This is a genomic window from Vreelandella subterranea (assembly GCF_900111305.1).
Taxonomy (GTDB): Bacteria; Pseudomonadota; Gammaproteobacteria; order Pseudomonadales; family Halomonadaceae; genus Vreelandella; species Vreelandella subterranea.
The window spans coordinates 257243-274118 of record NZ_FOGS01000002.1 but is presented as its reverse complement, the minus strand read 5'-3'; the positions used below and the strand labels follow the sequence as shown (position 1 = coordinate 274118).

General features: G+C 58.1%; 17 protein-coding genes. 9 read left to right on the top strand and 8 right to left on the bottom strand.

Annotated features, from left to right (window positions below; translation table 11 throughout):
* Positions 1–115 precede the first annotated feature (115 nt).
* The 5 genes from BMX75_RS04115 (at position 116) to nanR (ending at position 5054) form a co-directional block, all read left to right on the top strand.
* The gene (locus tag BMX75_RS04115) at positions 116–1114 is read left to right on the top strand and encodes a sialic acid TRAP transporter substrate-binding protein SiaP (RefSeq protein WP_092825523.1); all 999 of its coding nucleotides are present in this window, start codon (positions 116–118) and stop codon (positions 1112–1114) included.
* 63 nt (positions 1115–1177) lie between these two features.
* A complete protein-coding gene (locus BMX75_RS04110; protein WP_092825521.1) occupies positions 1178–1714 on the top strand; it encodes a TRAP transporter small permease in 537 nt (178 codons plus the stop codon).
* Positions 1715–1740: 26 nt separating this feature from the next.
* Entirely contained in the window at positions 1741–3120 is a 1380-nt protein-coding gene (locus tag BMX75_RS04105) for a TRAP transporter large permease (RefSeq protein WP_092825519.1), read from the top strand.
* A 25-nt stretch (positions 3121–3145) separates the two neighbouring features.
* Positions 3146–4222 (top strand): Ldh family oxidoreductase, encoded by a 1077-nt coding sequence (locus tag BMX75_RS04100; protein WP_092825517.1) that lies wholly within the window; start codon positions 3146–3148, stop codon positions 4220–4222.
* Between the two features lie 109 nt (positions 4223–4331).
* Positions 4332–5054, top strand: coding sequence for a transcriptional regulator NanR (nanR, locus tag BMX75_RS04095; RefSeq protein WP_092825515.1), 723 nt, complete (start codon positions 4332–4334; stop codon positions 5052–5054).
* A 79-nt stretch (positions 5055–5133) separates the two neighbouring features.
* Here nanR and BMX75_RS04090 read toward each other — a convergent pair whose 3' ends face one another.
* From BMX75_RS04090 to BMX75_RS04080, 3 genes are all read right to left on the bottom strand, one after another.
* Positions 5134–5985 (bottom strand): fumarylacetoacetate hydrolase family protein, encoded by an 852-nt coding sequence (locus BMX75_RS04090; RefSeq protein WP_092825513.1) that lies wholly within the window; start codon positions 5983–5985, stop codon positions 5134–5136.
* Between the two features lie 62 nt (positions 5986–6047).
* Positions 6048–6797 (bottom strand): SDR family oxidoreductase, encoded by a 750-nt coding sequence (locus BMX75_RS04085; RefSeq protein WP_092825511.1) that lies wholly within the window; start codon positions 6795–6797, stop codon positions 6048–6050.
* 172 nt (positions 6798–6969) lie between these two features.
* Positions 6970–8499: a UxaA family hydrolase gene (locus BMX75_RS04080; RefSeq protein WP_092825509.1), complete on the bottom strand. Its 1530-nt coding sequence runs from the start codon at positions 8497–8499 to the stop codon at positions 6970–6972.
* 304 nt (positions 8500–8803) lie between these two features.
* Between BMX75_RS04080 and uxuA the strand changes: the two genes are divergently transcribed.
* Positions 8804–9982 (top strand): mannonate dehydratase, encoded by a 1179-nt coding sequence (gene uxuA / locus BMX75_RS04075; protein WP_092825507.1) that lies wholly within the window; start codon positions 8804–8806, stop codon positions 9980–9982.
* 27 nt (positions 9983–10009) lie between these two features.
* Here the strand turns inward: uxuA and kduD are convergent, their stop codons facing one another.
* From kduD to BMX75_RS04055, 4 genes are read right to left on the bottom strand one after another with little or no spacing between them, the layout of a single operon-like run.
* Positions 10010–10762, bottom strand: a complete 753-nt coding sequence (kduD, locus tag BMX75_RS04070) for a 2-dehydro-3-deoxy-D-gluconate 5-dehydrogenase KduD (protein WP_092825505.1) — start codon at positions 10760–10762, stop codon at positions 10010–10012.
* A gap of 48 nt (positions 10763–10810) precedes the next feature.
* On the bottom strand, positions 10811–11506 hold the full coding sequence (locus BMX75_RS04065) for an HAD family hydrolase (RefSeq protein ID WP_092825503.1): 696 nt from the start codon (positions 11504–11506) through the stop codon (positions 10811–10813).
* A complete protein-coding gene (locus tag BMX75_RS04060) occupies positions 11503–12477 on the bottom strand; it encodes a 2-hydroxyacid dehydrogenase (RefSeq protein ID WP_092825501.1) in 975 nt (324 codons plus the stop codon). Before BMX75_RS04060 ends, BMX75_RS04065 begins: the two co-directional genes overlap by 4 nt.
* Positions 12478–12514: 37 nt before the next feature.
* Positions 12515–13498, bottom strand: coding sequence for a sugar kinase (locus tag BMX75_RS04055; protein WP_092825499.1), 984 nt, complete (start codon positions 13496–13498; stop codon positions 12515–12517).
* Between the two features lie 182 nt (positions 13499–13680).
* Between BMX75_RS04055 and BMX75_RS04050 the strand changes: the two genes are divergently transcribed.
* Together BMX75_RS04050 and BMX75_RS04045 are read left to right on the top strand one after the other, a co-directional pair.
* Positions 13681–14490: a methyltransferase domain-containing protein gene (locus tag BMX75_RS04050; protein ID WP_092825497.1), complete on the top strand. Its 810-nt coding sequence runs from the start codon at positions 13681–13683 to the stop codon at positions 14488–14490.
* Entirely contained in the window at positions 14487–15485 is a 999-nt protein-coding gene (locus BMX75_RS04045; RefSeq protein ID WP_092825495.1) for a methyltransferase, read from the top strand. The genes BMX75_RS04050 and BMX75_RS04045 overlap by 4 nt, the downstream gene beginning before the upstream one ends.
* Here the strand turns inward: BMX75_RS04045 and greB are convergent.
* Positions 15482–16021 (bottom strand): transcription elongation factor GreB, encoded by a 540-nt coding sequence (gene greB, locus BMX75_RS04040; protein WP_092825491.1) that lies wholly within the window; start codon positions 16019–16021, stop codon positions 15482–15484. The two genes, BMX75_RS04045 and greB, sit on opposite strands and share 4 nt — an antisense overlap.
* A gap of 206 nt (positions 16022–16227) precedes the next feature.
* Between greB and BMX75_RS04035 the strand changes: the two genes are divergently transcribed.
* Positions 16228–16854, top strand: a complete 627-nt coding sequence (locus BMX75_RS04035) for a tetratricopeptide repeat protein (RefSeq protein WP_422822055.1) — start codon at positions 16228–16230, stop codon at positions 16852–16854.
* Positions 16855–16876 lie beyond the last annotated feature (22 nt).

Genomic DNA, 16876 nt, shown 5'->3' with positions numbered 1-16876 from the left:
GGCGACTAGATTGGATTATGATGGTATGACACGTATACAAAAAGTCCATCACCTACACTTTCAAACCACCCAACAATCCTAACTCCCCAATCATCACGTTATGGAGCACAATAAAATGGGTAACGCCAACTTCCGACTCAAGACCTTCCATCGCCTCGCCTCCGGCACCCTCCTGCTGGCGGGTATGACGGCAAGCGGCTATGCCTTCGCTGAAACGCTCAATTTCGCCCACGTCTACGAGACATCCGAGCCCTACCATGAGTGGGCGCTTTGGGCAGCCGATGAGATCGAGGAGCGTACCGACGGCCGCTACGAAATCGAGGTTCATCCCGCCTCGTCGCTAGGTAAAGAGGCCGATATCAACGAGGGCCTGCAACTGGGTACCGTGGATCTGATCTACACCGGCAACCAGTTTGCCGGGCGTTTTTACGGACCCATCGGTATCGCGGGAGCGCCCTACATGTTCCGCGATTTCGATCACTGGCGTGCCTATGCCGACAGCGATCTTTTCAACGAGATCGCCCAGGGCTATCAGGATGAGACCGGCAACGTGCCGCTGGCGATGAACTACTACGGGCGTCGTCATGTGACTTCCAATGAACCCATTAACGAGCCGGCGGATATGGAAGGCCTCAAGATACGCACGCCTAATGCGCCAATGTACATGATGTTCCCTGAGGCCGTGGGTGCCAATCCGACGCCTATTGCCTTCGCTGAGGTCTATCTCGCGCTTCAACAAGGGGTCGTGGATGCCCAGGAGAACCCACTGCCGACCATTCGCGCCAAGGCCTTCTACGAGGTGCAGGACTACATCAACCTGACCGGGCACATCACCGACTCGCTGATCACCATAGCCGGTGGGCCCTTGTGGAACCGCCTTTCCGAAGAAGACCGCGAGATTTTCCGCGAGGTCTACATGGAAGCGGGTGAAAAAATCACCGAAGACATCCTCCAGTCCGAAGAAGACCTCGTTGCCTGGTTCGAGGATCAAGGGGTGACCGTCAATGAAGTCGACATCACGCCCTTCCGCGAAGCAACCGTGCCGTACCATACCGGTGAAGATGCAACCTGGGACCAGGAAACCTACGACCGCCTTCAGGCGATCGGTCAGTAAGCCTCTCCTCATAGCCGACACGCCATCCCCTTAAGGGGGTGGCGTCATCTGTGGAGCCTGCAAATGACAATCGATAAATGGCCTGCCGAGACATCCGACTTCCAGATGGAGGAAGACGATACCTTTGAATGGCGCGACTATGGGGTCGAGGATTACGCCACCCTGGTGGTGTTCTGGCTGCTGGCGCTGGATGTGTTCATGCAGTTCTTCAGCCGCTATGTGCTGGGAAACTCGATTGCCTGGACGGAAGAGATGGCTCGCTACCTGTTAGTGACCGTGGGGTTCATGGGAGGCTCCATGGCCGTCCGCACGGGTACGCATATTTCCGTCGAATTCTTCTATCGCTATATGCCCGGCTGGATGAGTCGGCTGCTCATGACCCTGGTGGATATCGTCAGCATCGGCTTCTTCGCCATAGGTGCCTGGATCACCTGGAAACTCGCCGACCGGACCACGGCGTTGATGGCGTCTGTCGACATCCCCAAGAGTTTTCTCTACTACCTGGTGCTATTGGGTTTCCTCTTGATGTTGGGCCGGGCGATCCAGATGGCGGTACTTCGCTGGCGCAACCGCAGCCCTTCGCATCCTGACGTTCCATAACGACCACTTTGGCCGGAGTTTTCCCCATGTCCCATTTCCTGGCTGTGCGCCCTCGGGGGGCGTTGGTTTCACCCTTGATTGCCGCGCTTGCGGTATCGGGTTGTCTGACCCTGGCCTTCTTCGGCGAGTATCTACTGTTCCTGTTTGCCGCGCTGTTCACCATGTTGCTGCTGGGTGTGCCGATTGCCATTAGCCTGGCGGGTTCCTGTCTGCTGTATGTCTATCTCACCGGGCGCGTGCCTGATGTGGTGGTCGTGCATCGGATGGTCAACGGTATCGACAGCTTTCCGTTATTGGCGATCCCGTTCTTCATCCTGGCGGGTAACCTGATGAACAATGGAGGTATCACCAAACGCATTTTCGATTTTGCCAAGGCCTTGATGGGGTGGATGCGTGGCGGTTTGGGCCATGTCAATGTCGGCGCCAGCATCGTCTTTTCCGGCATGTCCGGTGCGGCGGTGGCTGATGCCGGTGGCCTAGGCACTATCGAGATCAAGGCCATGCGCGATGCAGGCTACGATAAGGAGTTCTCGGTGGGCATCACGGCCGCCTCCTCGACGATCGGGCCGATTATCCCTCCCAGCTTGCCCATGGTCATCTACGGCGTCATGGCGTCGGTCTCCGTGGGTCAGCTGTTCGCCGCCGGGCTTATTCCAGGTCTGCTGATGGGCGTGGCACTGATGGTGATGATCACGATCATGGCCAAACGCCGCGGCTATCCCCGGGATTCGGCATTCTCGATTGCGTACCTATGGACGACGTTCCGCCGTGCTTTCCTGTCCCTTTTGACACCGGTGATCATCGTCGGTGGCATCATCTCCGGTGTCTTTACCCCCACCGAGGCCGCCATTGCGGCGGTGGCCTATGCGCTTTTCCTGGGCGGGGTGGTGTATCGAATCCTTACCTGGCGTCGCCTGATGAAGGTCAGCATGGAAACCATCGAGACGACAGCTGTCATTCTGCTGATTGTCGCGGGTGCTTCGATCTTTGCCTGGATCATGAGCAGCAACCAGGTAACGCAGCATGTCATGGGACTTTTGGGCCCCTTTGCCGATAATCCCATCGCGCTGCTGATCATCATCAATCTGGTGCTGATCCTGGTCGGCTGCTTCATGGAGACCATCGCGGCCATCACCATCCTGGTGCCCGTGCTGCTGCCGGTAGCGGTCTCTGCCGGTGTCGACCCGGTGCACTTTGGCGTGATCATGGTGCTCAACCTGATGATTGGCCTGCTGACGCCGCCGGTGGGTATGGTGCTTTATGTTCTGTCACGCGTCTCGAATATTTCCTTCGAGAGCTGCATGCGCGGCACGCTGCCATTCCTGATTCCATTGGTGATTTCGCTGCTGCTGGTGACCTTCATTCCGGCGATTTCGCTGTGGCTGCCAACCCTGGTCTACCGTTGAGTTTGACTTAAGGAGCTGACTGTCGATGACAATCGATTCGCCGGATTTTCGCGTTGCCGTGGCCGACCTGGAAGGATTTATTGCGCGTATCCTGCATCGTGCGGGAGCAGATGCGGCCTCCGCCCAGGCTGTGACCCGCGCACTGGTCACGGCCTCGCGTATGGGGACGGACAGCCACGGATTGCGGCTACTGCCGCACTATATCCAGGCATTGCAAGGCGGGCGTATCAATGGTCGGCCCAAGATGCAGTTTAGCCAACGCCTGCCAGCCACCGGGTATCTGGATGCCGATGATGGCCTAGGGCATTTGGCGGGCTACACGGCCATGGCGCATGCCGCTGACATGGCCGAAAAAGTGGGGCTGGGCGCGGTGGCGGTGGGTAACTCATCCCACTTTGGCGCGGCAGGTTGCTATGCTCTTGCGGCCGCTGAACGCGGGTTGATCGGTATGGCCTTCTGCAACTCTGACCCTTTCGTCTTGCTGCACGAGGGGCGGTCGCCGTTTCATGGCACCAATCCGATTGCCTTTGCGGCACCGGTCAATGGGCAAGCCCCTTACCTGTTGGATATGGCGACCAGTTCGGTGCCCTGGAATCGCGTCCAGCAGTACGGTGCCATCGGTCGTGAACTTCCGGATCAGGTAGCGGCGGATGCCGCGGGTCGCGTGACCCGCACGCCAGCCGAGGTGTCAGCGTTGTTACCGCTGGGCGGAAGTGATTTCGGCTTCAAGGGGGCCGGGCTTGGCGGCATGGTCGAAATATTGAGTTCGACGCTTTCGGGCATGCTTAACGGTTTCCGTCTTTTGCCGATGGGCGGTCCTGATATGGCGACGCCACGGGGAGTAGGGCACTTTTTTCTGGCAATGAACCCTGATGCCTTTAATGGCAATGCCTCCTTTGAAACCTGTCTGCGCGAATACCTCGAAGACCTGCGTGCTCAGCCCGCCAACGAGGGGGCTGAAGTCCTGGCACCTGGGGACCGGGAGTGGCGATGCCTCGGCATGCGGGATGCTAAGGGCATTCCTCTGGACAGGGCGAATCAGGCCGCTTATGCCGCGCTGGCCGAGCAGTTCGATGTTGAGCCGCTGACGCCTGTGCGCTGAAAAAGACGCCTTTCCTGCCCCGAAATGACGGCGAAATGCGGTAAAATATGGCCATAAGGATAAAGAAAGGTGTGTTTTCTTTATCGAGGACAGTCAGGAGAAGGCGTGCATGAGTCGATATCAGGTAGAGCGTAAGACACTATCCGAGCAGGTAGCCGAGCAACTGGAGGCCGAGATACTCGAGGGACGTTTGAGCGAAAATGCGCAATTGCCTTCAGAGCGAGAACTGATGGAGCAGTTTGGGGTAGGTCGCCCGGCGGTGCGCGAAGCGTTGTTCTACCTGCAGCGGCTGGGCTTGATCGCCATCAATAGCGGGACGCGTGCGCGGGTTATTCGGCCTACGGCCGAGGCGGTGATGTCACGCCTTTCAGGGGTGACCCGGCAACTGCTATCCAAGCCTGACGGGCAGCAGTACTTCCAGGAGGCCCGCGCCATGTTCGAGATATCGCTGGCCCGTTACGCCGCCGTCAATGCCAGTGAAGAAGACCTTCAGCGCCTGCGCGATGCCCTGCAGGACAATCGCGATGCCATCGGCGACGAGGCGCGTTTCAAGCGTTCAGATAACGAATTTCATGGGGTGCTGGCCAGTATCGGGCGTAATCCGATTTTCGATGCCATTCATGTGGCGCTCTCCGAGTGGCTTGATGACCGTCGTGCACAAGTGCTGCAGCAAAAAGACGAGGACAAAGCCGCGACAGCAGCGCATACCGAAATCATCGAGGCCATCGAATCGCGGGACCCCGATGCCGCCGAGGCAGCCATGCGCCGCCACCTGGACCGCCACTATGGTACCTACATGCAGCTCAAGAAACGCCTGTCAGCGTCAAACTGAGCACGAACAGGCGATTGGGGGGCAGTTCAGATAGCGGGCTTTCCCAGTTCACGGTGAGGTGGGTTGTGATGCTTTCGTTTCAGCTCGGTTCATCGGCAACCACTTGCTGGTTCTGTTCGCCCAGCCCCTCGATACCCAAGCGCATGCGCTGGCCAGGGCGAAGGTAGACTGGCGGCTTCTGACCCATGCCGACGCCTGGCGGGGTACCGGTCGATATCACATCCCCCGGCTGCAGGCTCATGAAACGGCTCAGGTAGCTGATCAGGAAAGGAATCTGGTACACCATGGTGCGCGTGCTGCCGTCCTGGTAGCGCTTGCCATCCACCTCGAGCCACATGTCCAGCTCGTGCGGGTCGGCCACCTCGTCGGGCGTGACCAGCCAGGGCCCCATCGGGCCGAAAGTGTCGCAGCCCTTGCCTTTGTCCCAGGTGCCGCTGCGCTCGAGCTGGAACTCGCGTTCGGACACATCGTTGATCACACAATAACCCGCCACGTGTTTCATGGCATCGGCTTCGGCGATGTACTTGCCGCCTTCACCGATCACCACGCCCAGTTCGACTTCCCAATCGGTTTTCTGCGAATCACGTGGGATGATGACGTTGTCATCGGGGCCGCAGATGGCGCTTGTCCATTTGTTGAACACCACTGGCTCAGGGGGCACCTGGGCACCGGTTTCGGCGGCATGGTCGGAGTAGTTGAGGCCGATGCACAAGAACTTGCCAACACCGCTGACGCAGGGGCCGAGGCGGGTGTCTTGAGGCACTTCCGGCAGTTTGTCGGTGTCCAGCTCAGCCAAAACCGCCAGGTGGTCACGGCTAAGGTGAGGGCCATCGAGATCGGGCAGATGGGCCGACAGGTCGCGAATAACCCCTTGGGTATCCAACAGGCCGGGCTTTTCGTGGCCCGGAGGGCCGAAGCGCAATAATTTCATGTGTGCTCCTTATGAATGTGGGCATTGATGCCGTGCATTAGCCATCATCTGACATGGCATTATCAGTTTAACCAGCCGCCATCGATGATCTGAGTGGTGCCGGTGGTATAGGCGGATTCGTCGGCAGCCAAATAGGTGGCAAGTGCCGCGATCTCGTCGGCGCGCCCCAGTCGGCCCAAGGGCTGTCGGGCGTTGAATTCGGCGTAGACGTCATCCTCATCGCGGCCCTGCTTTTCGGCCTGGGCGTGAATGCGCTGGCGCAGCGACGGTGAGTCCACGGTGCCTGGACAAATGGCGTTGCAGCGGATGCCCTGGCCGATGTAGTCGGCGGCTACCGATTTGGTCAGCCCCAGAACCGCGGCCTTGGTGGTACCGTAGGCGCAGCGGTTGGGTACGCCCTTGAGGCTCGAGGCCACCGAGGCCATGTTGATGATGCTGCCACCACCGTTGTCGAGCATGGCGGGCAGCATGGCGCGGATCATGCGCATCATGGCCATGACGTTGAGCGAGAACGACAGCTCCCAATCATCGTCGGTACCTTCCAGCAACGAGCCGTTGGCCACATAGCCTGCGCAATTGAAAAGAATGTCGACAGGGCCGAGTTCATCAGCCAGGGCCTTGATGGCGTCTGCATCGAGTACGTCCAGTTGGCGAGTCTCGATGCCTGGCGTAGCGGCCAACTCGGCCAGGGTAGCGTCATTGATATCCGTGGCGATGACCTTTGCGCCTTCAGCAGCGAATCGCAGGGCAGTGGCTCGACCGATACCCTGGCCCGCTGCGGTGATCAGGGCCGTCTTGTTATTCAATCGCATGGCAGGTTCCGTGATCGTGTTTGTTGAGACCTATTGGCCTGTTGTTGTTTTATGATGAATAATCTGTATGACAGGATGACAGTACGATATCTGCGTTTGAGTATGGCCCAATCAACTGCCTTTGCCAAATGGACTCCTGCAGCTGATAGATGTCGCTGATGGCTTCTGTTGATCAGGTGACGGCGCCCACCATCCAGGGGACGAACTCGTTACTGCCATAGCCCAGCGTTTCGCTGGCCGTTTCTTCACCGGAGGCGATGGCAATGATCTTTTGGAATATCGCTTCGCCACAGCTCTTGACGGTGTCATCACCGTCGATGATGCCGCCACAATTGATATCCATATCCTCCGACATGGCATCAAACATGGCGGTGTTGGTGGCAAGCTTGATGCAAGGGGCAGGCTTGAAGCCCGACACCGAGCCCCGGCCGGTGGTAAAGCACACGATCGTCGACCCGGAGGCAATCTGTCCCGTCACGGAGACCGGGTCGTAGCCAGGGCTGTCCATGAAGTTGAAACCGGGCTTTTTGATGGGTTCGGCATACTCGAGTACATCACTGAGGCTCGAGGAACCGCTCTTGGAAATGGCACCCAGTGACTTTTCGAGTATCGTGGACAGGCCACCGGCTTTATTACCCGGCGAGGGGTTGTTGTTCAGCTCAGCGCCATTGATCCAGGTGTAGTGCTTCCACCAGGCGATATGCTCAAGTAGCTTGCGAGCAACGTTCACATCGACGGCCCGGTTGAGCAGCAGGTGTTCGGCACCGTAGATCTCTGGGGTCTCGGCCAGAATGACACTGCCTCCATGCTGAACAATGAGGTCGGCCGCATAACCCAGGGCCGGGTTGGCGGTAATGCCCGAATAGCCATCGGAACCGCCACACTGCAGGGCAACGGTAAGGTGTTTGAGTGGCGCTGGTTGGCGCGGGGTATGCGCATGTGTATTGGCCATGGCGAGTACCTTGTCGCTGGCCAGTTTAATACTGGCACGTGTTCCCCCCGCTCCCTGAATGTTGAAGTAGTCGATCCGTTGGCTATCCGTCATTCCGTACTTGTCGACCAGCGCCTTGACCTGGTTGCTCTCGCAGCCCAGGCCGATCACGATCACAAACGCGAAATTCGGGTTCACCGCATAGCCGGTGACGACTCTTTCCAGAAAGGCAAATCCCTCCGACTCGGTGTTCATGGCGCAGCCTGACCCATGCGTGACGGGAACCACACCATCGAAGCCGAGTTTCTCAAGCCCTGCCGACGCGTTAAGTTGATCCGCGGTGGCCTTGACCACGGTCGCTGAGCAATTGACTGTAGCCACGATGCCAATGTAGTTACGGGTACCGACGCGGCCATCACGGCGGTGAAAGCCATTGAAGGTCAGGTCACTCTCCATGACGGGGGTCGGTACGGCGGGCGTGAAGTTTTCAAGCGAGGTATCACGCTCCAGCATGGCCAGATTATGTGTGTGGACATGGTCACCCGCACGGATCGGCTGGCTGGCCAGGCCTATCGTCTGCCCATATTTGACGACGGGGGTGTTCGCCTCGATATCGACCAACGCCACCTTGTGGCCAGCCATGATGTTTTCTCGTGCAGCCCCTAATGCCTGACTGAGCGAAAGCCCTTCGGCGATATTACGGGTGGCAACGCCCACATTGTCATCAGGGTCCAGGCTGATCACCATCGGGTAATCATTGATAAGTTCCATCGTGTTCTCCAAATCGCGACAGGCAGTTCGCATACCGTCGAGCTCAGGGCTATTCTTGGTGTGATGGTATAGCTGTCATGCCAGTATACTACACGTTTATATGAGCCTTTGAGTTGAGTCAAGGCTTTGTGAGCGGCCGGCTTTGTTCAGTAGCCGCCTTTTTGGCCATGGATGATGGGGTATCAGGAACTGGCATCAGATAAGCCGTTTGCCCAGTCCGCACTGACCGCGTATCAGACGTTAATCCAAAGCGGTCTGGATGAAGCCCTCGCATCGCTTGAGCACAGTTTATAAAGGAGGGGAGATGGAACATACATGGCGCTGGTTTGGCCCGCAGGATGCCATCCGTCTGGAAGAAATCCGTCAGACAGGCGCAACCGGTATCGTTACCGCCCTGCATGGGGTGCCTAATGATCAGGTATGGCCGGTTGAGGCGATCCGTGAGCGTCAGCAGATGATCGAAGCTGCTGGCCTGACATGGTCGGTGGTGGAGAGCGTCCCGGTACATGAGTCGATCAAGAAAGGGCTGCCAGAACGTGACGCGCTGATCGAAACGTATTGCCAGACACTGCGTAACCTGGCGGCCTGCGGTATCGACACCGTTTGCTATAACTTCATGCCGGTACTCGATTGGACACGCACTGATCTGACCTATGAATTAGCTGATGGTGCCTTGGCGCTGCGTTTTGATCAGGTGGCTTTTGCGGCCTTCGATCTATACCTGCTGCAGCGGCCAGGGGCTGAGAAAGACTACAGCGCTGATGATAAAGCTCAGGCAAGTCGTTATCTGGAAGGCTTGGATAGCGCTGGCCGTGAAAAATTAGTCAATACGCTGATCGCCGGGCTGCCCGGCGCCGAAGAGCATTACACCCTTGAGCAGTTTCGTGCTGTGTTGGAAGAGTATGCCAATGTCGACGCAGCCCGGCTGCGAGAAAACCTGGGTTACTTTCTGCAGGCGGTTATTCCAGTGGCGGAAGAGGTGGGCATTCGTATGGCCATCCACCCGGATGACCCGCCCAGGTCACTGCTGGGGCTGCCACGGGTGGTATCGACGCGCGAGGATGCTCAGTGGATTATCGACCGCGTGCCCAGCCCCGCCAATGGTTTGACGTTTTGCACAGGCTCTTACGGCGTTCGTGAAGATAATGATTTGGTGGCCATGACTCGCCACTTTGCCCCACATATTCATTTTATCCATCTGCGTGCCACCCAGCGCGAAGCGGATAACCTCTCTTTTCACGAGGCGTCGCACCTAGCCGGTGATGTGGACATGGTGGGTGTTATTCATGCGCTGGTGAAAGAAGAGCGACGCCGTGAACGCGAGGGCGGGGGGCGCTTACCAATGCGCCCGGATCACGGTCACCAACTGCTCGATGATCAACAGCGCCATACGGCACCGGGCTACCCACTATACGGGCGCATGCGCGGCTTGGCTGAATTGCGTGGCGTGGAGTTCGTGGTGCAGCAGTCGACGGCTGGCTAGTCACAACAGTTCACCGCTTGATATTGTTTAGCGGGCTAGCCAGCCGCCATCTACCGCCAGCGTCTGACCATGAACGTAGCGGGCAGCGTCGGAGCATAAAAAGATCACGGCACCCGCCAGATCTTCGGGCGTGCCCCACCGGCCCGCTGGAATGCGTCCGAGTATTTCATCGTGGCGCTTGGGGTCGTCGCGCAGTGCCTGGGTATTATCGGTCGCCATGTACCCCGGGGCGATGGCATTGACGTTTATATCATGGGCCGCCCATTCGTTGGCCATCAGGCGGGTCAGGCCGAGGATCCCGCTTTTGCTGGCGGTGTAGGAGGGAACGCGAATACCGCCTTGGAACGACAGCAGGGAGGCAATATTGACGATCTTGCCCGGGGCTTCACGTTCAATGAGGTGTTTGGCCACCTGCTGGGAGAGAAAAAACGCTGCCTTTAGGTTGATGTCGATCACCGTGTCCCAGTCGTCTTCGGTGAACTCGATAGCCGGTGCCCGGCGAATCGTGCCCGCATTATTGACCAAGATATCCAGCTTGCCCGCCTGAGTGACCGCTTGATGAACAATATCGCTAGGCGAATCATTGCCTAACTCTGCTTCAACAGCGTAAAAGCGCTTTCCCAGTGCTTCAACCTGCTGGCGGGTTTTCTCGGCAGGGCGGCGGCTGACACCGACAATATCAGCACCCGCTTCGGCCAGCGCCACGGCCATGCCCTGGCCCAAGCCTTTGTTGCAGCCGGTGACCATCGCCACTTGGTCTTGCAATGAAAATAACCTCATAGAATCCTCTTGCGCTGCACTACACCAATAAGTGCCAACTTCCAGGCACTAAACGTCAGCAGTGACATTGGTGGATAGGTTTTCAATAGCGGCGGGTAATTCACTGGCATGCAGAATGCCGATCGCACCGTCGGGGGTGGTTTCTTCCTCAGGAAAGTGGTTGAGATGAATCACGTGCATGCCCGCCGCCAGACCCGCCTCGACACCCACCGCCGCATCATCGATCACCACACACTGCTGGGGAGTATAGCCCAAGGCGGCCGCCGCCTTGCGATACAGCTCGGGGTCGGGTTTCCACACATTAAGGGTGTAGGCGCTGAACAGCCTGCCTTCAAAATGATGGCCGAGCGCGGTGCTTTCCAACGCGCAGCGAATTTTTCGCTCGGGGCCATTGGAGACCACGGCCATGGGGTGGTTGCTTAACTGTTCTAACACGGCGGGTATGCCAGCGATCGCTACCAGTTCGGCACGCATCCGGGCTTCCATGCGTGCCCGCATGCCTGCTTCAAGCTGGGAGAAGGCGCCTTCTTCCAGCGCCTGAAAACGCTTTTCCAGGGTTTGAACGATGGTCTTGAAACGTACCCCGCGAAACTCATCCATATACTGCCGGGCTGAAAAGGGTAAGCCGAATTCGGGAAGAATCTCGCCCATCACCTCGGCAAGCAGTATCTCGCTATCCACCAGGGTGCCATCGCAGTCAAACAGCAGGCAGAGCGGTGTGGTCGTGTTCGGCGAAGAATTCATTGATAGGCTTCCTGATTGACCAGGCTAATTGGCCGCTCGCCCTGAAGCGCCAGGCGAATATTATCCACCGCCCGCTGGGCCATGGCGTCGCGGGTTTCATGGGTGGCGGAGCCGATATGGGGCAAAGCGACCACATTGGACATCTTCGGTAGCGGTGATGAAGCGGCGAGCGGCTCCTGCTCGAAGACATCCAGCCCGGCTGCTTGAATAACACCGTTCTCCAGGGCGTGTATCAAGGCTGCTTCATCGACGACTTTGCCGCGGGCGATATTGATGAAAATGCCGGTTGGCTTCATTTGCGCGAACTCTTTGGCGCCGATCAGGTGTTCGGTCTCTGCATTGAGGGGAACTGTGACGCACACAAAGTCGGCCTCGGCCAACAGTTCGGTAAGCTCGCGCCGCTGGGCGCCAAACTCATGTTCCAAGGCGGGTTTGGGGGAAGCGTTGGAGTAGAGCACCGGCATGCCAAAGCCAAGGGCGCCGCGTCGGGCGACGGCCTGCCCAATGCGGCCAAAGCCCACCATGCCCAGGGTTTTGCCATGCACATCGCTACCAAACAGCGCCGGGCCAATGCTGGCTTGCCATTGGCCCGCTTTCACCCACTCGGCTAGTTCCACCACCCGGCGCGCAGTGGCCATGATCAGCGTAAAGCCTGTATCAGCAGTGGTTTCGGTAAGCACATCCGGCGTGTTGCACAGCATAATGCCGCGTTCGGTCAGTTCATCGACGGGGATGTTGTCGTAGCCGACCGATATGGTGGATATGACCTCCAGCTTAGGTGCCGCTTCTAGCAACTCGGGCGTAATCGCCAAGCCGGAGCCGATAATGCCATGAGCGTCAGCTAACAGCGTGCGGTTCTCAGGGGCATCAAGGGCGGTCGTTTTCGGCAGCACGTCTACTTTAAACAAGTCATCAAGCGTTGCTCGCTGAGCATCGCTGAGTCGTCCTTGAACCACTAGGCGTTTTTTCATTGTTGTCTCCTGGGCGGCTATAAAAAAGCGAGGCGAGTTAATCAGAGGACTGCTCTGCTTCAAGCGCCTGTAAACGCTCGCGACTAGGCAGGCCCTCCATATCACCAATCACCTGAATGGCCTGAGCACCGATTAGATTTCCCCGCCGGGCGGCTTGGCGTGCCGTAGCCCCGTCAAGCAGAGCGCTAATCACACCAACGGCAAAGCCATCGCCTGCGCCTACGGTATCCACTACTTCAGCGACAGGGCAACCGTTTACCGTAAAGCTCTCCTCTTGCCCATCCAGGTTGCCACGGTAATAGCTGCCTTCCGGGCCCAGTTTGATAATCACCGCGGAGGCGCCTTGGTCCAGATAGTAGCCTGCTATGTCGTAAGGCGTCTTCTGCCCCGTGAGTAGCTGGCCTTCGGAAATCCCCGGGAGTACCCAGTCGGCACGGCCGGCGAGTTCGTTGAGGGTCGACCGCATAACGTTTTCGCTGGGCCAAAGTGACGGCCGCAAATTGGGGTCGAAGGAAATGCTCGCGCCATGGGCGCGGGCCTGTTCCATCAAATGATGGCTAAGCTGGCAGGCGCTTTCAGATAACGCCGGTGTAATGCCCGTCGCGTGAAGGTGGTTAAGTGCTTGAAAGTCGACACTCCGGGCGTCGTCAACAGTCAGGTGACTGGCAGCACTGCCACGTCTGAAATATTCGACTCGCGGGTCGGCGCCATTTTGGGCCTGCTCTTTAAAGAGCAGCCCGGTAGGGTGCTGTGCATCGGCGTGTATATAGCGATCATCGATACCTTCCGCTGTTAAAGCCGCCTGAATAAACTTGCCGAAGCTGTCGCTACCCACCCGGCTTAGCCAGCCCACGTGAAAGCCTAACCTTGAGAGGCCGATGGCAACATTGTTGTCGGCACCGGCCAAGCGGCGCTGGAATCCCTCAATGCCGGATAACTCCCCCGGCGAATCCGCGACAAACATGGCCATGGCTTCGCCAAAGGTGAGAACTTCTGGTGGGGTAGAGGTGGAATGAGACATGGTAAATTATTCCTTTATATTGTTGATCGCCGAGCCATGGCAACAATAGCATTTATTCTTATGTTTGTTAGCGAGCGTTAAAGTTTGCCGTTGGGTTGAGTTCTATTCCGTTAAGGCTGGCAAGCGTTCCGCGTTCAAGCAAGTTAAACTACACAGCTTTGAGACAACGCTCGGCCCATTGAATGCACCCACGTTATGAATTGACCCAAGCGGGCGACCGTTACTTCGACGGCCTGGTCGACAAGTTCTCCCGCTCGCTTTACCAGGCGCCGAGAGGTGAGTTGCGCCTGGCAATGCTCGACTATCTATTGCCGCAGATGCTGAATTTACAGCAGCAAACGGTATTGGATATCGGCGGTGGCCTTGGCCAGCAAGCCGCGTGGTTCGCAAAGCGAGGGCATAGGGTCACGATGACAGAGCCCTCTGGGGAGATGCTGGACCATGCCAAGAACTGGCATCGCGTCGCCAATGAACTGCCCGACAATGCGATCGATTACCTGCAAGCGCCTCTGCAAACGGTCGGGCAGTTTGCTCCAGGCCCATGGCCACTCATTGCCTGCCATGCGGTGCTGGAGTGGCTCGGTGAGCCGCGTTTGGCCATGCAGTCGCTGGCGGACTTGCTCGCTCCCGGCGGCCAACTGAGTCTCATGGTGTTTAACCGTGATGCGCTGCGCTTGTCCAATGCCATCAAGGGCAACTTGCAAAAAGCCTTAAGCGACCAGCTAGAGGGGCAGGGCAGGGGGCAGCGACTGACGCCCATTTCGCCCATCGCCCACGACCAGGTCGTGCAGTGGAGCGAGGAAAATGGCCTGGTTGTTGAGTCGGTGGCCGGTATCCGGGTCTTTCAGGACTATTTACGCCAGCCCGCGGTAGCGCCGCACGAGCGCGATACGTTGCTGGCGCTGGAAAAACGCTACTGCCGACAGGACCCCCACTGGCGTCTGGGTCGCTACCTGCTTTATACCCTCAGCAAACCGGAGACCCGCGAATGAGTGCCCAAACGCCTGCCTGCCAATTGCTTGAACGACAGCCAGTTCGCCATGGGCCACTCTGGGTGGTCGGTCCGCCGCTGGACCCCTGGCTGATCGATCAGTCAGCGGGGGTTATCAGTGCTGACTTGGCCGTGCTTGATGCTTGGCGCGCTCGGGATAAGTCAGCGTTTAGCCCGTTTGAGGAGGAGAGCGTTGAGTCTCTGGCAGGCGAGGTGGTGCTGTTCTGGCCCAAGGCCCATCAGTTGGGTATCTGGTGGCTGGAGTGGCTATGTGAGGGTTTGCCAGCCGACACGCCGATAGAGGTCGTCGGCGAACACAATGGTGGTATCAAGCGCGTCCCCAAGGTGCTCGCCGAACGGGGCATGGAGTGCGACAAGCTGGATAACGCCCGACGCTGTTCCCTATTTGCGACTCGCACTGTAAAGCGCGCTTCCGGGGACGATGTGTGGACGCGCTTCGACGCACTGGGTCTGACACTGATCAGCCACCCCGGCGTGTTTGGCCATGGCAAGGTCGACGAAGGCACCCGGCTGCTCCTGGACGTTCTGGATGGCGAACTTCCCAGCACACCACTCAGCACCCCTCTGCGCGTGCTGGATATGGGCTGCGGAGACGGGATTATCAGCGCCTGGCTGGCCCATCGCGGGCATCAGGTCACCGCGGTGGATGTCAGCGCCTTTGCGGTTGAGTCGACCCAGCGAACGCTGAGGGTTAACGGGCTCGAAGGCCGTGTATTGCAAAGTGATGTATTCAGCGCTTTGCAGGGCGAACGCTTTGATCTCATCGTCAGCAATCCGCCCTTCCATCAGGAGCGTGATGTCAGCTATGGGCCCAGTCAGCGCCTGATCCGCCAGGCGCCGGCCCACTTGACGTCAGCGGGTCAATTGATGCTGGTTGCCAATGCGTTCCTGCCTTATCCGGACCTGCTCCAGAGTGCGTTTGAACAGTTCCAGACCCTGGCGGATAATCGCCGGTTCAGGGTCTATCGCGCTTAATTACTGTTGGGGGCATAGTCAATGGCCGTCACGGTATAGAACGTCTCGCCGTTGGGCGTGAGCACCGTTATATCCTCGCCCACTTCCTTGCCCAGCAAGGCCTTGGCCATGGGGGCATCGATACTGATCCAGCGTTTTTGCGTATCGGTTTCATCGTGGCCAACAATACGTAGAGACAGCGTTTCACCTTCTTCGTCTTCCAGGCTGACAAAGGCCCCGAAGAATATTTTTTGCGTGTTGGCTGGCAGGCGGTCCACCACCTGGAGCTCATCCAGGCGCTTGGTGAGGTAACGAATGCGGGCGATGACGCGATTGAGTTCCTTTTTGTTGTAGGTGTAATCCGCGTTTTCACTGCGGTCACCCTGGGCGGCCGCTTCGCCCACTTTCGCCGAAATTTGCGGGCGTTTTACCCGCGAGAGATGGTCCAGGATGCCTCGTAGGCGGGCTGCACCCTCAGCGGTAATCAGGTTGCTTTTTGGTTCCTGGCGCGGGTCTTTTGCCGGGTCGCGCCAACGTGTCATGTTGCGGCCTTTCATTGCCAACTCCCTTCTGGTTAGGCGATCCCCACTTTAACGCGATTTGCCGGGGTACGGTGAAGAGTCGCGCCAATGATTTGCGACTGGCGATTAATTCAAACGTTCGTTACATTGTCTGGGTGGCTTACTTTGCCTGATGACAGTGATACAACAAAACAGTGATACAACAACAAGCTAAGGAGTTGATAATGGCTCACTCAAACCTGATGCGCTATTTTGCAATGACCGCCCTCAGCAGTTCGCTGGCACTCGCGTCGTTTAATGCGGTGGCCTATGAAAGCGAGCTGTTCTCGCTGAAGAACCGCTGGGAGTATACGGTAACGGAGATGCCTGAAAGCGAGCGGGAGGCTGCGCTTAGTGGCCTGGCTGAAGAAGTGACCCAGCTTGCCGAGCAGCATAGCGACGAAGCCGAGGTGCTGGTCTGGAAAGGGGTGGTATTGGCCGCTTATGCCCGTGAACGTGGTGGCCTTGGTGCGTTGGGCGTTGCCAAAGACGCCCGGGATACCCTCGAACGTGCCGTCGAGATCGATCCGCAAGGCAATAACGGCTCTGCTTATGTGACCTTGGGGGCACTGTACGACCGCGTACCCGGCGGGCTGATTGGTTTTGGCGATAGTGATACGGCAGACGAGATGTTTCAGCGTGCCTTGCAGATTCGCCCTGACGGCATCGATGTCAACTATTACTATGCGACCTTCCTGCAGGAAGAAGGCAATATCCAGGCGGCTCGGGAGCATGCTCAGCGCGCCGTGGACGGCACCGCCCGCGAGGGTCGCCAACAATCCGATGAAGCGTTGCGCCGTGACGCTGAGGCGCTGCTCGGCGAGCTATAACATCTTCCACAAATTGGCATTC